The following is a 17,078-nucleotide window of genomic DNA, read 5'->3' as shown; positions in this document are numbered from 1 at the left end:
CGATATGCGTAAACTTCTTCTCACCCTCCCCTTCCTGCCTTCGATGGCTGCTGCCCAACAGGCCGGTTGGGGCAGTGTCGGCCAACAAGAGGACAAGGGCTTTTCATGGACCGACCCTCTGTGGCCCGATTTTTGGATGGCCTGGACCCCAGCGACGCTGGCCGTGTTCGTGGGCATCTTCTCGGCGATCGCCCTGATTGGCGTGCTCGAAGGGTTCAAGTATCGCGACGGCATCGAACGACGTGGCGTGCTGGGCCTGACCACCACTCTGGGCGACCGGCTGTTCATCACCCTGCTGGGCTCGGCCTATATCTTCCTCGCCTGGCTTGGGCTGGTGGGTCAGCCCGTCTGGACGCCGCTATTCCTGTCGATCGGCTGGGGCATCTTCGTCTTCTGGAAAGTTTAAGCTTTGCGAAACAGCGAAAGGATGCTTGTCTGTCAGGCATACTAAAAATTGCGACACGAAAGACCGATGCGAAAAAAGAAAACAACAAACCTGCTGACCGAAGTGGAACTTGAGTTCATGAACGAGCTCTGGGCGCTAGGTCAGGGCTCGGTCCGTGACGTGCTTGATCGCCTGCCTCCAGAACGCAATCTGGCCTATACGTCCGGTGCAACCATCCTGCGGATACTCGACGACAAGGGATTTGTCGAAAGCCACAAGGATGGAAAGACGCTGATCTATACGCCGCTTCTGGAGAAAGACAGGTATCAGGCACGGTCGCTGCAGAACCTGTCGCGGACGCTGTTCGACGACACACCTGCCACGCTGGTTGCACGTCTGGTTGACGATGCAGGCCTCAGCGAAGCCGATCTGGAGGAAATTCGGGCACTGGTAGAGAGGAGACTGCAAAATGACAGCGGTTAAACCGGTTCTCGACGCGTATCTGGAATGGAATTTAGTCCTCGGACTTGCAGCAATTCTGTGGCTGGTTGCGCGGGGGCTTTTGTCCCGAACCTCACTCAGCCACGGGTTCGTGGCGCAATTGCGCGCGCTTAAGGCACTTTGCATGTGTATCGTCATCAGCCCTCTTCTGGCTCTGGGTGTATCGGCGCTGGCCGCACTTACTCAGACCAAAAGCACCGTGGCGATCGGCGATATCGCCGTGGCGGCCTATCTGCGCGGTGACATCGCCATGCCTGCCACCCAATTCGAGACGCTACTAAACACGCGCCAACGCTGGGTAGAGGTATTGTTCAGCGGAGACTATCCGGTTGCGTCCGCAATCCTTGTATTGATGGCCCTTGCGTCGCTGATCTATACCCTGCGGGTGATCCGCGACGGGATGGCAATCCGCGAGACGGTCAACACCAGCTTTTTGTGGCGCCGCTCGGCGAAGGTGGATATCCGCCTGTCCGACCGCATTTCCGTGCCCTTCGCGGTCAGGGGTCTGCGTCGGCGTCACGTCGTGTTGCCCAGCCACCTGCTGGACACCCCGCGCGAGCTGCGGTTCGCCCTTGCGCATGAGCTGCAGCACGTGCGTGCCGGGGATGTTGAGTGGGAGCTTGGGTTCGAACTTCTGCGGCCTCTGTTGTTCTGGAACCCCGCCTATCTGGTGCTGAAATATCAGTTCGACCGCTTGCGCGAACTGGCCTGTGATCAGTCGGTCGTGGCCCGCAAGAACATCGATGCGCGCGATTACACCAAATGCCTGCTGGACTATTGCGCCCGAACCGTCACGCGCGGCAGCCCGCGTGTTCTGAACGTGGCTTTGGTTACTGGCGGCAAGGCGAAACGCGTTCTGCGGCAACGGGTGATCGCGTTGGCGGATGCACCTTCGATGCAATCGTCGATGCCGTTCATGTTCCTTGGCCTGAGCATCCTGTTTGCGCTTGTCCTTGGGCTGGCCGCCGCATCAGTCCAACAGACCGAGGATTGGAGCCATGATCGCTTGATGCTGTCGACCGTGGTCAACCTCGAACGGCTGGAAGCGCGCAATCAGGGCAACTAACCCACCTACCAACCGCGACGCCCGAACAAGGCCTGCAAGCGATTCTGACCGGCAAACGGATCGGCGGGTTGCGGTGCGGCTAGGTTCGCTACAACGCGTCGAACCAAAACCCAGCAGATCACGGCGAAGATGACCCCTCCCAACGCCTGACCCAGCAGTACGCCGGGGGCGCCCGCGATATAAGCCCCGGCAACCGCAAAGGGCCATGTGCCCAGCGTATGCCGTCCCCAATTCACCCATGTCGAATAAATCGGATGACCTAGGTTGTTGAAACTGGCATTCGCGACAAAGATCACCCCGTTGAAGAACGAGGCCAACGCCAACGGTCCGCAAAACAGATAGATCAGCGCCCGCGTCTGCCCCTGCGCCTGAAACAGGTCGGCAATCGGCGCACGCAGCACGAACAGAGTTGCCGCCATCAGGCAAACATACACAGCGGTAAACTTAACCCCGGCCAGAAAGGTCGCTTTCACGCGGTCATACTGCGCTGCGCCGAAGTTCTGACCAACGATTGGTCCTATGGCGCCGGACAGGGCGAAAACAACTGAAAACGCCACCGGCATCAACCGCCCGATCACCGCCATACCAGCCACAGCGTCCGTTCCAAATTGGGCGACCTCACGGATGACAATGGCGTTGCCGATGGGTGTGGCGATATTGGTCAGGACGGCGGGCACGGCAATCGCGCGGACTGGCCGGACATCCAGCCCTAATTGCCGCAAGGAAGGTCGGCCAAAACCGTGATGCACGCGTACGGCAGGCCTGACCGCCGCAATCAACATACAAATCCGTGCAATGACCGAAGCTATTGCCGCCCCGTCCAGCCCCAACCCAACGGCGAAAATCAGGATCGGATCCAACACCGCGTTGGCCACCCCGCCATAAATCGTGGCCTGCATCGAGCGTCGCGCATCTCCATAGGCCCGCAACACCGCCATGCCAGTCATGGCGACCGCCATCACCCACATGGTCGGCAAGATGATCGAGACATAGCGGGCCGCCAGTCGCAACACCTCGCCCTCAGCGCCCAGCAGGGACAGGCAAAACGTCAGATTGAACAGAACGGCCACAGAGACGACCAACCCGACCAGACCGCCCAGCACGGCAACGCTGGTTCCGAATTGGCGCGCCTGCTCGTGCCGATCGGCGCCTAATTCACGCGCCACCAAAGCGCCTGCAGCGATCGACAGCCCGACATTGATCGAGTTGGTGAAGAACAATAACGTCCCGGCATAACCTACCGCTGCAGCCAGCGCGTCGTTGCCCAGCATCGAAATGAAGATCATATCGACGAAGTCCACGGCGAAAATCGCCATCAGGCCAATGCTGGTGGTTAGGGACATGCGGGTGACGTGCCCCATCAGGCTGCCGGTCAGAAAGACCGCTTTACTCTGGGATTGTGTTGCCATGTTTTTTGCGCCCTTGCCCGATTGCCCAGTTTGCTCGCGTTTTACGTGATGATGCAATCGGAAACTGGGGGCAGGTAACCTTCCCAAACCTGAACGCCTTGATCCTTTTTAACTGCCACGCTTTGCGGATTTTGCGCCAGAAAATTCGGAATTGTGACCAAGCCGTTCAATTGTCGCGCATTGCGGTCTTTGTAGCGACGAGCAAGGATGAGCAGGAAAGGAAACAGCATGGCCGGCTAAAACAGAAAATCGCCGATATTGCCCCCCGCACGTTGGACGTTCTGCGGAAGAAGTCCTGAAATCCACCAGTAACCCGGCACCCGAGCGCCCTTTAAAGTCAGCGCAAAGAAAGGACACGAACTATGAAGATCGTATCAGGGGGTCAAACCGGCGTGGACATAGCGGCACTGGACTTCGCGCGGCGCAATGGGTTTGTCTACGGCGGATGGGTTCCCAAAGGTCGTGCAAATGAGTCCGGTCGCATTCCCGACCATTTCACTGGACTGCGCGAGACGAATTCCGAAGATGTAGCCGAGAGAACCCGGCGCAATGTCATATTGGGCGACGCCACACTGATTTTTATCGATGGCTCAACCAGTCCCGGCACGCAATTGACCATTGATTTTGCAAAGGAAACAGGGAAACCGCATCTGGTCATCGATGTTCGAAAAGGTACGGATGCCTGCGCGCAGAAAGTGCGCCAATGGCTTCGCTCTATTCCGGCTTCTGTGTTGAATATCGCTGGCCCCCGCGCGTCCGAAGCGCCGCAGATTGGGCTACAGGTCCGCGCTATTCTGGAGCAGAGCCTTGACGTGCTTAGCGCTTAGAACCTGCGCCAGCCTTAAGTGCCCTAAGGCCAGCCCATTCAACTCGCTTACTCTCTGCCAAACCTGACAAGCACATTGCGCGTCACTTGTTCCACCTGCCAGTCGCGTCTCGCCAACCCCATCACCCATTCGCAGGTGCCTGCCGTGAAAACCTCGCCTTCGCCGCGCGGCCAATACACGATAGCACCATTGCCCCGTCGGCTACGATCCAATGTCTCTGGGGTGACTTCTCCGAACATTGCCCTAGCTTTGAAAATCGCATCCGCGTCAGCGATATAAGGGGTTTCACCCCAAACCCCATGTGTTGGCTCTATATTGGTCGCAAGCCCCATCGCCAGGATCTCGAGCGCCGGGTCGGCGCCGTCAGCCCCTGTGGCAAAAGGCAAGCCGTCCTCCATCCGGTAATCCACGCCATCCACTTCGTATCCAAAGATACGGGACGCGCCCCCTAACTGATCACCGTACCCTAGCTGAGTGCCCTGCAGCGCCCAATGATCGGGACGGTAGACCGTAAAGCCCCCACTGCCCTGCCCGACGCAGCGCCCAAGACCCGCGTAGACCCCTTTGAGCCCATTCACCCCAAAGGTCTGCGCGCCGGGACGGTTTGCCGGAGCCGCCTCCCATGCTGTGGTCACAAAATGCTCTAGTTCCGTTCCGACAAGCGGATCCTGCTCGGCCGTGTATTTGTAGCAAACTTGCGAACGCCCCTCATCCTCGATCCGGGTTTGCCAAAGAAAGTTGCCGCCGAATCGGGCAACGCGACCGCCCCGTTCTGTGTAGCGATCCACCGCGTCTCGCATGTTCGCAGACCAGTATTCGTCATGTCCCACAAAAACAGCGCATTTGTGGCGTTTCAAAAGTTCGGGATTTGCTTCCAGATCGTGCAGGGTGGCGAAATCGAACACAAAGCCTTGTTCTTCAGCCCAAATTGCAAAATGGCGTTCGTAGCTTGCCCACCCGGCCGAGGCGTACTTCTTGGAATATCCGTAGGCATAGGCCCATTCCATGTAAGAATAGCGCACCATTGTTCCCGGCGTATGTGGCGTGTCGGGCACCGCGCGCGGAGCTCCAGCGGGCAGCTTGCAGAACCCGCGTGTCCACGGGCGCTGTGTTGAAACGACCGGGGAAAATGCGTTGCGATCCGGGCCTGTGATCCCTTCGTAGTGGTTGGATCCACCCCAGCAATTATAGGCCAACCATGTTCCCGTTGCGCAGATCAGCACATAGGGTGCAGGTGGTTTTGTCTCAGCGCGACGCAGTAGAAACAGGTGATGCTCTTCGACCCGGTCCCCATCACGCTCGGCGGTCAGTGTCACCAGATAGCCGCCTTCGCGCCAATCATCAGGGATTGTCAGTTCATACGAAGCATCCCAACCGCAACCCGCAACCGAACAATCCTCAGGAGTGGCCTGATGCAGACCCGCGATACCCGTTTTCGAGTACACCGTCTCATAACGCGCACCGTCGCGACCAATTTCAAGGTCCCAGATTTCTGCCGTGGTGGACACGCGCAGAACCAGCCGATCACCTGGAGCATAGGTCATACGTTCCGTGTAGCCCCAAATCTCCAGAACCGAGTCGTCGCGTGCTGGCCCGATATAGTAATTGTCCAGAATATGCCGCGCCTTGGCTCGGGTCCTCGGCGTTGTTGCAGGCGTGGGAGTTTCCGAATGACCCATTGCTCAGCCCCTTGTTCCGGTATTCGCTTATCAGGCCACCTAGTAAACCGCACGCATCGTCTTACCATTACCGTCAGGTATCGAGGCGCCCTGCGCGTGTTTAAGCCTTTACAACGAATAGCTTGCTTATACCCGGACGCTAACCGCCCCCTGTTAAACTTCAAGTCACGTTATTCTGTTGCGACCACAGGCCGATTTCACTTCCATCTATGATAATCGCAAGCTCCCAGAACTTTCTTATTTCCTCTTCTGCAGCTTGCGCCGCCACCGGCTCGTCAGGGATGCGTTCAACACGGAAGCCGAACTGTTCAAACCCGCTGTAATCAATGCGGCTTAGAATTACCGGAAACACCTCACGTTCCAATGCGGCGGCGGCAAGAAGCCTTGAGACATTGTGTACAGATTTTGGAGGCTCCAGAATTCGAATGCCGATATGAACAGGGCTACCTGCTTCGCGTTCCCAAAGAGCAACTGATGGAACTATGCCCATTTCAGGGAACACAACTTTTCCACGTGGATTGGGTGTATGATTGTCAGCGACCAATGCGTCCAGTTGCACCGGTTGTTTGGGGGACGTTCTACCGAAGATTTCGTACCAAAAGGTATCTGTCATTTTCCTAACGTAACCCCTGCTATGATTTCAGCCGCTCTCGACGCCCCTGTTTCGGGCAATTCAATTCTGTTCAATTCAGATCGATAGATCTCCACCTCATCGTGATCCAGACAATCAGACACTGCTCGTTCAAGCTTCATGAAGTCTTTTTCGGTGATGATTGCGCAAAGGTCTCGGTCAGCCATAGCTTTGGCGCGTCGCTCTTGATTGTCCAAATAGGGCGCGGACTGCGGTATCAGGATTGAGGGGATTTTGTGATAGAGAATCTCAAGGACGGAGTTATATCCCGCCGCCGAGATGACCAAATCTGCGGCCAGACACAATGAAGTAGCCTCAAACGTCTGAACCACCCGGGTATTCGTCCACCCGAACGTGGCTGGCTGAACCTTGCTTCCTGGCCAGACTACGACAAGGTGCAGACAGTCTGTCCGCCCCTCCAACATCCCTGATATTGCCTGAATCTGAGCCGACCGGTCAGAGGCCACCCCACCGCCCAGCATACTGACGACCAACTGCTTGAAATCTCGTCCAAACCGTTCAGCCAGCCGCGCCCTAAGCCCGTTGCGCTCCTCCGCTGACTGGGTCACCTGACGAAAGATCGGACCGACATAGTGCACATGATCGCCAAAACTGTAGACGTCATTCAATTCTTCAAAGGCTTCGGACGGCACGATAACCTGATCGAACACCCCCTCGCGGCGAAGCATCGTTTCCCTGGATCGTCCATCCGGCCACAGGCCCCGCCGGACCCAAACCGCCGACAATTTGCGTTCGAGAATCACGCGGTAAACGGAATCGAAGACATGGCCGCCATCAAAAACCAACCGGTCATTTTCCTGTAGCGCCGCGCTCAACCGACGATATGTCAGGATATCGTTGCCATCGGGACTATCTGTGGTGTCGATACGCGAGACCAGCGGAATGCAATCGATGCCTTCACGGCGGATAAGCGGAATACAACTGGGAAAGGCCGCGAATATCGGCGACATATCGTCGGGCAGCGCGTTGGCAACTACCGCACACCGCTGTGCGTGCCCCAATCCCACACCGTTTGTCGGAAAAAACAAAGTTCTTTGTTCGGTTCGAACAGGCTCGCGTATTTTGGCTGCAAGACCTGCGGCGGCTTCAAGACGGGAGATGTCCACCGAATGAAGCCACTGAGATTTCCTGGCCTGTTCTGCGATTTGCGAGGTATTCCCAAGGATTTTTCCTGCCAGGTATCCATCCAACGAGAACGGCGTTTTGGGCCCAAGCAATACCGGCGCGCCCGAGGAAACAAGCGCTTCATCATCTGTGCAGTCTATCGCCACACCGCCGGCCGCAATCAACGCGACAGCATACGCTGCCACGCGTACCCCTGCGATACCGTGACCGAACAACACAAGAATGTCTGTCGTTTTGGCCAAAGTAAGAGAGGAAAGATCAGTGTAGAGGATAGTCGGCAGGTCGCGGTACGACGACGACTTTATGGCTTCGTTCTGCGCTCCGCTGACCACAAGACGCAAATTGTAGCCACCCTGGTTACTCATCCGTGAAAAACAGGATAGCGTCTCGGGATTGTCCAGTTCCATAGATCCAAGGACTACAGTGACGTTCGACACCTGCTGCACGGGCCGAGGCGTTGGCTGAATCTCGGCAACAAGAGGGCTGGCCGCCGAGGGCAGCACCGAACGCGGCTGAAAATCCGTAAGATCAATTACCGTCGCTTCACGCCCAAGTGCATACGCCAACCGCGCCTTTGCACCGATGTAACTTTGCTGAGTTTCGAACCGGCCCGTCGCGATCACCGGAACGTCTGGTTCAAGTTGCTTTTGCCTCAGGGATGAAAGAAGCAGATCATTGATGTCCTCGGCACCCAGAACGAACACGATTTCGGCTTCATATTCTTCCGGATCAACAAGAAACTTGGCCGCCTCATAAACTCTGCCGCGCCCGGCTTCTTCCGGCAAATACTCGGCACCTATACATGCGGTAAAACCACGCGCAGCTAGTTGCTCGGCAAAGATCAATTGCGCATCAAAAGACCTTAAAGAACGCGAACCGGCCTCAACCAAAATCATGCCAACACCCCGCTGTCAGCGGATAATACACCGGACAGCATCGCTTTGAAGTTTTTGGCAGAATAACGCGTCAGCACAGGTTGCGATCTGGAAATCTGTTCATGATACCGGTCTGGGTGAGCGACGAGGTCAGAAACTATCCCATCTACATCTTCGGGACGGCAGGTAAGAACTGCATTGTCGAACGTCTCGCCGATATCGGAATTCGTTAGAACAACTTTTCCAGCGGCAAGTGCTTCCGCTATGACGCGACCAAAACTCTCTTGCCAAGTCGGTGCTGTGAAATAAACAAAAAAATCAATCATTCCAAAAAACTCGTCCACGCTAACAGCATCAAAGGGAAGCAAGGTCCAATGCGGGCGAAGTACACGGGCATCAAGCAATGCATCGGCGCCCAGAATTACGTTACTCTGTGCATGTTTGGAAAAACAACTGTCCAGATCGGAGAGAACCGGGAACTTCTCAAACCCGGGCCGTGAATGCCTGCCGCGGCGATCCTCGGGTTTTTCGCGCGGAGCGTCTATGTCGGTTTCGCAAATATTGAACCAATCCGTGTCCAGAACATTCCAATGACGCGCCACTCGGGACCTGATCAGCCAATCGGTTACGGTTTTTCGATTGTATGGTGAAATCGGCGCGAGAGTTTTCCTAAGCGCAAGTGCCGATCCCTCTATGTGGTTCAGACAGCTTAAAACATCGAACCCGTCTTCTCCTCCGGGACGCAGAAAATTTTCATGCGTTACAACGATCAATTCGCGGGCAAATATCTTTGTGCATAATGCGTCCTGAAACTTAAGAAACGCCGGATTGTGAAGGATCACGATATCCGCACTGATGCGAGGTGCATCCCAAATCAGCGGAATACGCAATTCGTCAAGCGTACACCGTAACACCGGAGCTATGTGTTGGCTGTCACCGAAGGTCCTGGAGGTTACGGCATGAACCTCTATTTCCCCAAGCTCAACTGCCACCTGAAGCTCGGCGGCGACTGCTGCTGATGTACCGCCCGAGAACCTTGGCTCAATAACGTAGGCGATCTTCGGACGAGACGAGCTACCAATGGCACTAAACACAGTCATGGGGCCTAGTGCTGCAATTCATTTGAGCGCGCGGCCGTTCCCGTTTGGGCGTCACGCGGGTCGGGCGATGCATTGGCAGGAAAACCAAAGTTCAAGTTGCCGGAGGAAGCAGCGTTATAAAATTCGCGTAGTTCTCGCGATAGCTCGTCTTCACCGGCAAGTAACTCCGGGTTTCTATCAAGGTATGATTGCAGGGCCTTTGTGTCATTGCTTGATAAAAGCTGATCTATGGCGAGCAAATGCTCAAGCGTAATCTCGGCACGTGCGCCCCCCGACGTCGCTAAAAAAAGAAGCGCAGTTACCATGCCGACGAGTCTGCTATCAGTCATCTATGAAAACCTTATAAATACTTATTAAATTCACTCACAGTTTGTTTCAGTCCCACGCAATCAAAAGCTGGAACAGGGTTTTAGTTCGTACTTGCCCGAAGTTTTTGTAAAACCTGACTTCTCAATTGATTTAAAGGATTGTTTGCAGTCCCGTTTCGGCTGCTTCTTTTGGTCGTTCGTTTAGTCGGAGAATTGCCATAGCCTTTTCCGGCCAGCCACAATTCCACGACACCGCTTGGCGTCTTGCTTTTTGATCCGGTGAAATCGCGCAGCAACGCGCCAGCATCTTCCGCAAGGGCGGCGGCTTTGGCGGCATCCTGCCTGTGATAGAACCGCACGTTGGATTGCGACACCCGGAATCCAACCCGCGCCGTTCCACTTAATTCGTGCCCCGTCGTCGTTAAATCAGCGACCACAGTATCCACATCATCATCAGAGAGCCTGTTGGGCGCGTACAACCTGAATGTTGCGCCTCGACTTTGAGAGATCGTTGCAGGTGGTTCGATCTCCTCAATGGGCAGCGCCACGTGCACGGTTGCGTCCAAGGGCTGTTTTCGCGGCGCCGCAATCAATAATTGCATCGCCTCCGGGCTAAGCTCTGGGCCTTCAATTTGTTCCGAGGGGTTCAGTGCCACGGATGTCAATACATGATCGACTGGATCAATCAAAACAGGCCAATCGGGTTGAATTGCCCAAATTTGTTTCGGTAGTGTTCCAGGTCCGTCTACAGGCGGCAACGGAGTCGGAGTGGTAAACAAGACAGGCTGCATTTCGACGAGGGACGCGCGTAACGGAGAAGCAAACGCTTCAACTGCAATTTCTATTGGGTCAAACCTTGCCGAAACCGCTCCGGACAACACAATCGCAGTACCATAATACTCAGGCACACTTTCATAGGGCAGGAAACTCGGGTTCGCTTCCTGCCTCGGCAGGTAGCCGGCACCTCCTACCGGCAAAAGTGGCTGCTCAAGCGCCGGAACATATGCCAGAACGCTTGGGACAGCACTCAGAGCAATTGGCTCCACGACTTCAGGACCGTTTGTAAATTCCGACAGGGATGGTGTCAGCGAAGCAAAGCTGTTCAGGTTTTCCACCTGGACCAAACTGCTGTCGGGGGATGTTGGTCTTGGCGGTAGGTCTGACACGTCAGCCGAGATGACAAGTTCCTCCTCTCCACCAGAAGATACAACAGGCTGCACGGCACCAGATTGCCCTGCGTTCTCACCTTGCAAGGGGGCGGCAATGGCTATCTCAGCTTCGGCTGTTGTCAGGCTTACTGTTTCATTGTTGCCTGAACGGGAAAGAAACAAAAAAACTGAAGACGAAGCAATTACTCCGATAACGCAACCAAGGGCCAATAAGCCCAAACTGACTTTGCCGCGGGCTTGTTTCTCTTTTCTCAGACTTCGAAGAAGTTTTTTTGACAGGCGATGGTCAATTTCCTCAGTAGACAGCTTTAAACTCAAACCCGAATTTGAATGGTCGCCGCCAACATTCTTAGAGGCGTCACCGTCGGTAAGAGTTTCGTTGGGCGACGACCCGTTGTCTTCCTGTACTTTTCCAGATCTTGCATGATTGAGTTTGCGCCTGAGGGAGTCTTGGCTTGACTGACTGGCTTCGGCAGAACTAGTTTTTGGTTTGTGGGTCCCGAAAATTTTTTCGACTTTGTCGTTCAGTCGGTCTCCAGATTCATTGCCTTGGCCCTCATCAGGCACTCCGGGACGGGGCTTTTCCGACTCACTTCCCCGACGCGCGAGCACCTCGTTTCTTTTCTCCCTGGCTTCTTCAAGCTGATGTGACCACGAAGTATGGGTACCAGAAGGGCGCACACCTGTGGTTGATTGATCAGCACTGCTTTGCTTCGGTTTCGGCTTTTGCGTTTCTTTACTTTTCTGCTTTCGTGCTGAAAGGTTTTTTTCCCGCTCTATCCGAGCTTTTTCAAGCACCTTCTGCCATTCGGAGGATTGTACAAAATCATAGATATCCGACGCCTGATCAGCGCTTTTCTTGGCAACTTCTGGTCGAGTCTTCTGGCCGCTAGCCTTTGTCATGAATTACCCCCGACTGGCCGCTAAAATAAGCTCAAAAACCGCTGTTACCCGGTTAAACCAAGCACAAGCCGGTGCATCAAAATTCTAATAAAACTGACTTTGGATTATAAAAAACTGACTTCATGCTGACAAGTCAGCCGATCCCTACGGGATAAATCAGCACCGTCACCACCAATGTAAGAAGTGCTCGTACTGCCCCGCCAGACGCCAGTTTCAAAGTTTTTTTGTCCATTGGCCAATTCCGAGCTAAGCTGACACTTATTGTTGTCGCCACGTGAACGCCGCAGATGAGTTTGCGGTCTTGTTTGGGTAACCTGTGTACATAATTTTTTGGGATTGAATGGACGCCTCTCAAAACGAACAGGAAATCTATACTCTGATAGAACACTCCGATCCCGTTTATGCCAAAGTGGTCGTGGTGGACTGGATGCTGGGGAACTCTTGCAGCTATGCATGCAGCTATTGCCCAAAGTCATTGCATGACGGTTCGGTCAGGTGGCAAAAGACCAAGGACATTTTGCACTTATATCGCCAGATGAAACGACACTATGTGGACGAACGGGACAAGATTGTCTGGCTTCAGTTCACCGGCGGCGAACCCACGATGCATCCTCGCATCATTGATTTGTTGCAACACGCGTCCGAGTTCGACTTTAAAGTCAGCCTGATAAGCAATGCGTCACGAACCCCTCGGTTCTGGGAAAAGATCAGTGGGTGTCTGAATAGCGTTATCCTGACTTATCACGCAGAATTCGCGGAGCTGGTCCCTTTTATCCGTGTGGCGAAAATGATGGAGGACAGCATCAGCGTCCACATCAACGTCACGATGCACCCGGACCGCTTTGACCAGACCTTTGAAGACGCCCAGGAACTGCGCGCGGCGCTGCCCGCCGCATCGATCTCATTAAAACCGTTGCGGCAGGAATTCGGAGCAAAGCTGTACGATTACACCGATGACCAGATGCGGGTGCTTTCGAAAGGATTGCCCTCGAAATACGCGCCGGTTGGTGAAAAGCCGCGCTCTTTGATGCGCGCGACCACACGGTCCGGACAATGCGATACATTGCCCCCGAATGAGTTCATCCTCAGGGGCATGAACCGCTGGCGGGGGTACAACTGCAATGTCGGGCTTGAATCTCTGCGGGTCCGAGGGAATGGCGAAGTCTATCGCGGCGTCTGCGGTGTCGGAGGGGTAATCGGCTATCTGGGCGAAGACCTTGATCTGCCCCGCGAACCGATCCGATGTACAAATGACTCCTGTTCCTGTCTGGCCGACATCCTGATCCGAAAAGAGCTGTGATCCCGCTCCGGGATAACTTTTGTCAGATCGAGTTGAGGCTTCCGAGGTCCACACCACCCCAAGCCATCCGTGGATCGGCCAGCACCTCCAGCAAATCTTTGTGTTCGGGATGATCGGACGAGCATACATCGAGGGTCTTGAACTCCTGCGGTGTCACATGACCCCAATTGCGCAGCCTCAGGAAGTAAACACCATCCGCGTTCATTTCATTGGCAAGATCCACGAAGGCTGGCATTTCCCTGTAATTTGCGGTCTGCACGACAAAATCGAACCGCAGCGTATCAATATCACCTTGCGCGTTCAGGTCGCCAAGGAAGCGCAGGTTCTTCCTTAGTGCGGTGAAATCGCCTCCGCGGCGGAGCACGCCGTACGTGTCGGCCTGCGCCGCATCGATTGAAACCCAGACCGACGAAACCTTGTCCCATAGCCCAAGATCGTTCCAGGCCCTTTCATTAGCCAGCAACCCGTTGGTGTGCAGCTGAATGCGCCGCCCGGACGGGCCGGATTGCGTCAACCGCCCAAGAAGATGACGGAAGTGCCTGCTGCCAAAAGGATCACCCGATCCGGTCACCTTGATTTTCGTGGCCTTGCTGACAAGTGGCAAAAGGTGATCTTCAAACACCTGATTCAAGCGCTCTGTTTCTTTGTGCGGCAGGTTGATCAACTGAGTTCGGCAACTGGGGCAAGAGATGTTGCAAGACCGGTCATGAGACAGGATGACCCGATCCGGACCTTCCTCCAACTCCAGCTTCAGGCTTTGCGTTTCCGGAGTGCGGGCGGGAAGCCTGCGACCAGCGATCTGCGGACAATGCCACCGGCTGCAATGCGAAAAATCTCCATCACGTACCGATCGTCTGATTTCGCGGGCCCGGTCGGAATTCCAGAATCCGCCCTCGTCCGCCGTTTCAAGGCGGCCGATTGGAACAGGTTGCCAAGCCGAGCAACAAAAATGGACCTCACCGTTGACCCGCGTCTCCATTTCTCGGAAAGGGGCCGCGCACGTCCGCGTTCGAAGCCAGCGGTCGGTTTCAGTTTCCAGGTCCGTCGACTTTTCGCGAGCGGCATCAATAAGCCGCTGCGCCATGAGGTCATGATGATCGCGACTGACAACCTCGCGCCCTAACCTTTCGGTTGCCTGCCACTGCCCCCGCTTAAGCTTAAGCCATCCGGCCACCAACAGCGTTAAAATCTCATGCTCTGTCGCGTTTTCCCAAACCTGTGCGACAAACTGATCAAGCAGGGCCTCATCGTTGTTTTGCCTTATCTCTTCCGCACATTCGATCACCAAATCCTTTGCGTGCGCGGCAGAACCCTCCAGAAGCCTGCGCCGCCTGAGATATACCGCGTTCTTTTTCGACAGGGTTTCAAAGATTTCTGCACAGTCGGCGTCGCCCGTGTCGAAGCGCAAATTTGTGTTATTTCGAACTGTAGGCATTGCGGTTGTCATAGTGACATACCAAGAAATCAAATCAAGTATTCGCGCGGATTACGAAAATACTGGCAATAAAGTGAAAACTTGGAACTTTGACTCGGATAACGATCACTTGTTCAGCTAGCATTAGTCCAAACACGATCAAAGAGGCTTCCGACCATCTAGTCCGACGAGGGCCATTACAATCCGCGAGGACGGCTCGATGGCCCTATAATTAAAGGCCCTGTCGCGCATGAGCTAGAGAGTGGCTAAAACATGTCCCGAGACGGCACACAAACAATACACGTTCAGCCTCTTATTGGGGTAGACCCAGTGTTCTCAAATCGGCTGCAAGCTGGTTCGGATAGTCCGGACTGCGGTACAATCTGGAACTGACATATTTTGCAATCGAGAAGTGCGGATCAATCTGTTGAATTTCAGAAGCGACACGTTTTGCTTCTATGTTTTGATCAGCCCTATGGTACGCACTGGCCAGCACGATCCGCGACTCCAGTTCCTGATCCGCCAGCCGCGTTGTTTCAGAGGCAATCACTATAGCGTCTTCTACCTCGTTCAGGGCGAGCAACGTCGCCGAGAGGATATTCCTGAAAAATGGCGGATTGAGAGGGTGAAACCGCATTGCCAGACTGATGTGATGTCTGGCCTGTTCGTGCTCGTCGCAATGGTGCAGGACATTTGCAAAGAAAGCGTTGGCATTTGCACACCCGGGGCGAACTGTCGTGGCTTCGCGACCCGCCGCAAGCGCGGCATCATAGTCCCTCCGCATCAGGTGCACGTGGCTCAGTACGGTCAGGGCCTGACCGTCCTCGTCCTCTTTGCTGGCGGCCTCTTCAGCCCAGCGTATGGCTTGCTCTTGCGCGTATGAAACATCTTTCGCCCAGCCTTTCTGAAGCTCATACCAGAAACACATCGCCACCTGCATCGGACCGAGCGCCGACTGGGGCTCCATTTGCGTAACTTTCTCGAAATAGCCGCGCGCGATCAGCATATCCTCTGGGTTCATGCGATAGAACGTGTCGACACCTTTGTAGAACAGCTCGAGCGCTTTGAACGACCGCAGAGACTTGTGCCAGATCTTCGCTTGTTCACCCGCGACGAGCGCGACGTCCATTTCCATCAGAACTTTGGCTGCGATTTCATCCTGAAGGGCGAAACCATCATCCAGATTGCGGTCGAATTGCTCGGTCCATACGATCTCACCTGTGGCGGTCGCAATCAAAACCGCCGTGACGCGAACTCGGTCACCAGCAACCCGCATGGTGCATTGAAGAGCATAGCGCACGCCCAGCGCGGGTCCTGCTTCCTCTGGCGTTGCCCCCCTGAATTGGTCCGCAGCGCCCATCGCGACGATAAATACACCGAGCACTTGCGTCAGAGCGCTCTGAACATCCGCACGCAGACCTTCGGCAAAAACCTCGTGCTCCGGATCTTTGGACAAGTTGCGAAACGGCAAGATGACTACAGAAGGCTTACTGGGCTCAGCAAGATCGCCTTTCGCAAGGCGCTGCGGTATTGCAAAGGGGCAGCGCCATTCCCAAACGTGAATGGGTTGCAGAATGTTCTTGAATTCCTGAGCCCCAAGATCGTCAAACCGGGCGTCAATGCGACCCCGAACCTGTTGGTACACTTCGTCGGAAACCACGATACAGCCGGTCTGAGCCATCGGTTCCAACCGAGCGGCTATGTTGACACAATCGCCATATACATCGTCATCTTCGACGATAACTTGGCCTTGATGAATCCCGACCCGGAAACTCAGCGGGGTTACATTGTTGGACCGCGTGCGACTTTGCCATTCCAAAGCGCAATGTACTGCGTCAACCGCATTTTCAAACTCGACCAGAAACCCGTCACCCGTCCTTTTGAAAACACGTCCAGAATTCGCATTGACGCATGGCGTGATAATCTCAGCGTCGCAAACTTTCAGAAGTTCCAACGTACCGGTATCATCGTCGTGCATCAGGGCCGAATACCCAACAACGTCGGCTACCAATATCGTCGCGATCTTCCGCTTCATGACACTCGCTACTATAAGATTGGCGCACCCATTGCCGGGCCTTCCGCCGTCCAGTCGCTTAGGAGGCAGGTCGTTGACCTTTCGTAAGCAGGGTAGTCGATTGCACTTAAACTGCAATGAAATTTAACGGCTGTGCATTAGACGCTAGGAGTTTTGAACTGGTAACCGTTTCATTTAAATTCGACACTACCGCCGCGGAAGCGATAATTGGTGGCTTAGTGCGCTTGAGTAAAACGTTGTGAAAACCTGAGATGCGCCCCCCTTTTCACTCCAAGAGCGTGACGGAGGACATCGAATAAAGGCCGCCCCCGAAACAACAAAAAGTTGTCA

15 protein-coding genes are annotated in these 17,078 nt (G+C 54.9%); 5 read left to right on the top strand and 10 right to left on the bottom strand.

Annotated elements, in window-relative coordinates; translation table 11 throughout:
- The first annotated feature begins 4 nt into the window (after positions 1 to 4).
- From GOW98_RS08140 to GOW98_RS08130, 3 genes are all read left to right on the top strand, one after another.
- Positions 5 to 406, top strand: a complete 402-nt coding sequence (locus GOW98_RS08140) for a DUF2160 domain-containing protein (RefSeq protein ID WP_170330831.1) — start codon at positions 5 to 7, stop codon at positions 404 to 406.
- Between the two features lie 66 nt (positions 407 to 472).
- Positions 473 to 868 (top strand): BlaI/MecI/CopY family transcriptional regulator, encoded by a 396-nt coding sequence (locus GOW98_RS08135; RefSeq protein ID WP_170330829.1) that lies wholly within the window; start codon positions 473 to 475, stop codon positions 866 to 868.
- Positions 855 to 1,952 (top strand): M56 family metallopeptidase, encoded by a 1,098-nt coding sequence (locus GOW98_RS08130; RefSeq protein WP_170330827.1) that lies wholly within the window; start codon positions 855 to 857, stop codon positions 1,950 to 1,952. The genes GOW98_RS08135 and GOW98_RS08130 overlap by 14 nt, the downstream gene beginning before the upstream one ends.
- A 5-nt stretch (positions 1,953 to 1,957) precedes the next feature.
- Here the strand turns inward: GOW98_RS08130 and GOW98_RS08125 are convergent, their stop codons facing one another.
- Together GOW98_RS08125 and GOW98_RS08120 are read right to left on the bottom strand one after the other, a co-directional pair.
- On the bottom strand, positions 1,958 to 3,361 hold the full coding sequence (locus GOW98_RS08125) for an MATE family efflux transporter (RefSeq protein WP_254437952.1): 1,404 nt from the start codon (positions 3,359 to 3,361) through the stop codon (positions 1,958 to 1,960).
- A 41-nt stretch (positions 3,362 to 3,402) separates the two neighbouring features.
- On the bottom strand, positions 3,403 to 3,591 hold the full coding sequence (locus GOW98_RS08120) for a hypothetical protein (RefSeq protein WP_170330825.1): 189 nt from the start codon (positions 3,589 to 3,591) through the stop codon (positions 3,403 to 3,405).
- 132 nt (positions 3,592 to 3,723) lie between these two features.
- Between GOW98_RS08120 and GOW98_RS08115 the strand changes: the two genes are divergently transcribed.
- A complete protein-coding gene (locus GOW98_RS08115; protein WP_170330823.1) occupies positions 3,724 to 4,188 on the top strand; it encodes a putative molybdenum carrier protein in 465 nt (154 codons plus the stop codon).
- A gap of 47 nt (positions 4,189 to 4,235) precedes the next feature.
- Here GOW98_RS08115 and GOW98_RS08110 read toward each other — a convergent pair whose 3' ends face one another.
- From GOW98_RS08110 to GOW98_RS08085, 6 genes are all read right to left on the bottom strand, one after another.
- On the bottom strand, positions 4,236 to 5,867 hold the full coding sequence (locus GOW98_RS08110) for a N,N-dimethylformamidase beta subunit family domain-containing protein (protein WP_170330821.1): 1,632 nt from the start codon (positions 5,865 to 5,867) through the stop codon (positions 4,236 to 4,238).
- A gap of 160 nt (positions 5,868 to 6,027) precedes the next feature.
- Entirely contained in the window at positions 6,028 to 6,480 is a 453-nt protein-coding gene (locus GOW98_RS08105; protein ID WP_170330819.1) for a hypothetical protein, read from the bottom strand.
- Positions 6,477 to 8,540, bottom strand: coding sequence for a glycosyltransferase (locus tag GOW98_RS08100; protein ID WP_170330817.1), 2,064 nt, complete (start codon positions 8,538 to 8,540; stop codon positions 6,477 to 6,479). The genes GOW98_RS08105 and GOW98_RS08100 overlap by 4 nt, the downstream gene beginning before the upstream one ends.
- A complete protein-coding gene (locus tag GOW98_RS08095) occupies positions 8,537 to 9,619 on the bottom strand; it encodes a hypothetical protein (protein ID WP_170330815.1) in 1,083 nt (360 codons plus the stop codon). Before GOW98_RS08095 ends, GOW98_RS08100 begins: the two co-directional genes overlap by 4 nt.
- Positions 9,620 to 9,624: 5 nt before the next feature.
- A complete protein-coding gene (locus tag GOW98_RS08090) occupies positions 9,625 to 9,948 on the bottom strand; it encodes a hypothetical protein (protein WP_170330813.1) in 324 nt (107 codons plus the stop codon).
- Positions 9,949 to 10,028: 80 nt separating this feature from the next.
- Entirely contained in the window at positions 10,029 to 11,999 is a 1,971-nt protein-coding gene (locus GOW98_RS08085) for a hypothetical protein (RefSeq protein ID WP_170330811.1), read from the bottom strand.
- 340 nt (positions 12,000 to 12,339) lie between these two features.
- Here GOW98_RS08085 and GOW98_RS08080 point away from each other — a divergent pair, with 340 nt between their 5' ends.
- Positions 12,340 to 13,299 carry a radical SAM protein gene (locus tag GOW98_RS08080; RefSeq protein ID WP_170330809.1) on the top strand — a complete coding sequence of 320 codons (960 nt, stop codon included), beginning with the start codon at positions 12,340 to 12,342 and terminating at the stop codon, positions 13,297 to 13,299.
- A gap of 22 nt (positions 13,300 to 13,321) precedes the next feature.
- On the opposite strand, the gene GOW98_RS08075 is transcribed toward GOW98_RS08080, so the two are convergent.
- Positions 13,322 to 14,707, bottom strand: a complete 1,386-nt coding sequence (locus GOW98_RS08075; RefSeq protein ID WP_170330807.1) for a radical SAM/SPASM domain-containing protein — start codon at positions 14,705 to 14,707, stop codon at positions 13,322 to 13,324.
- Positions 14,708 to 15,026: 319 nt separating this feature from the next.
- Positions 15,027 to 16,748, bottom strand: coding sequence for an adenylate/guanylate cyclase domain-containing protein (locus GOW98_RS08070; protein ID WP_170330805.1), 1,722 nt, complete (start codon positions 16,746 to 16,748; stop codon positions 15,027 to 15,029).
- Positions 16,749 to 17,078: the final 330 nt, after the last annotated feature.

The sequence above is a fragment of the Ruegeria arenilitoris genome, assembly GCF_013032445.1.
GTDB lineage: Bacteria > Pseudomonadota > Alphaproteobacteria > Rhodobacterales > Rhodobacteraceae > Ruegeria > Ruegeria arenilitoris_F.
Note: the sequence above shows the minus strand (reverse complement) of the source record. Positions and strands in the feature narration are given on the sequence as shown.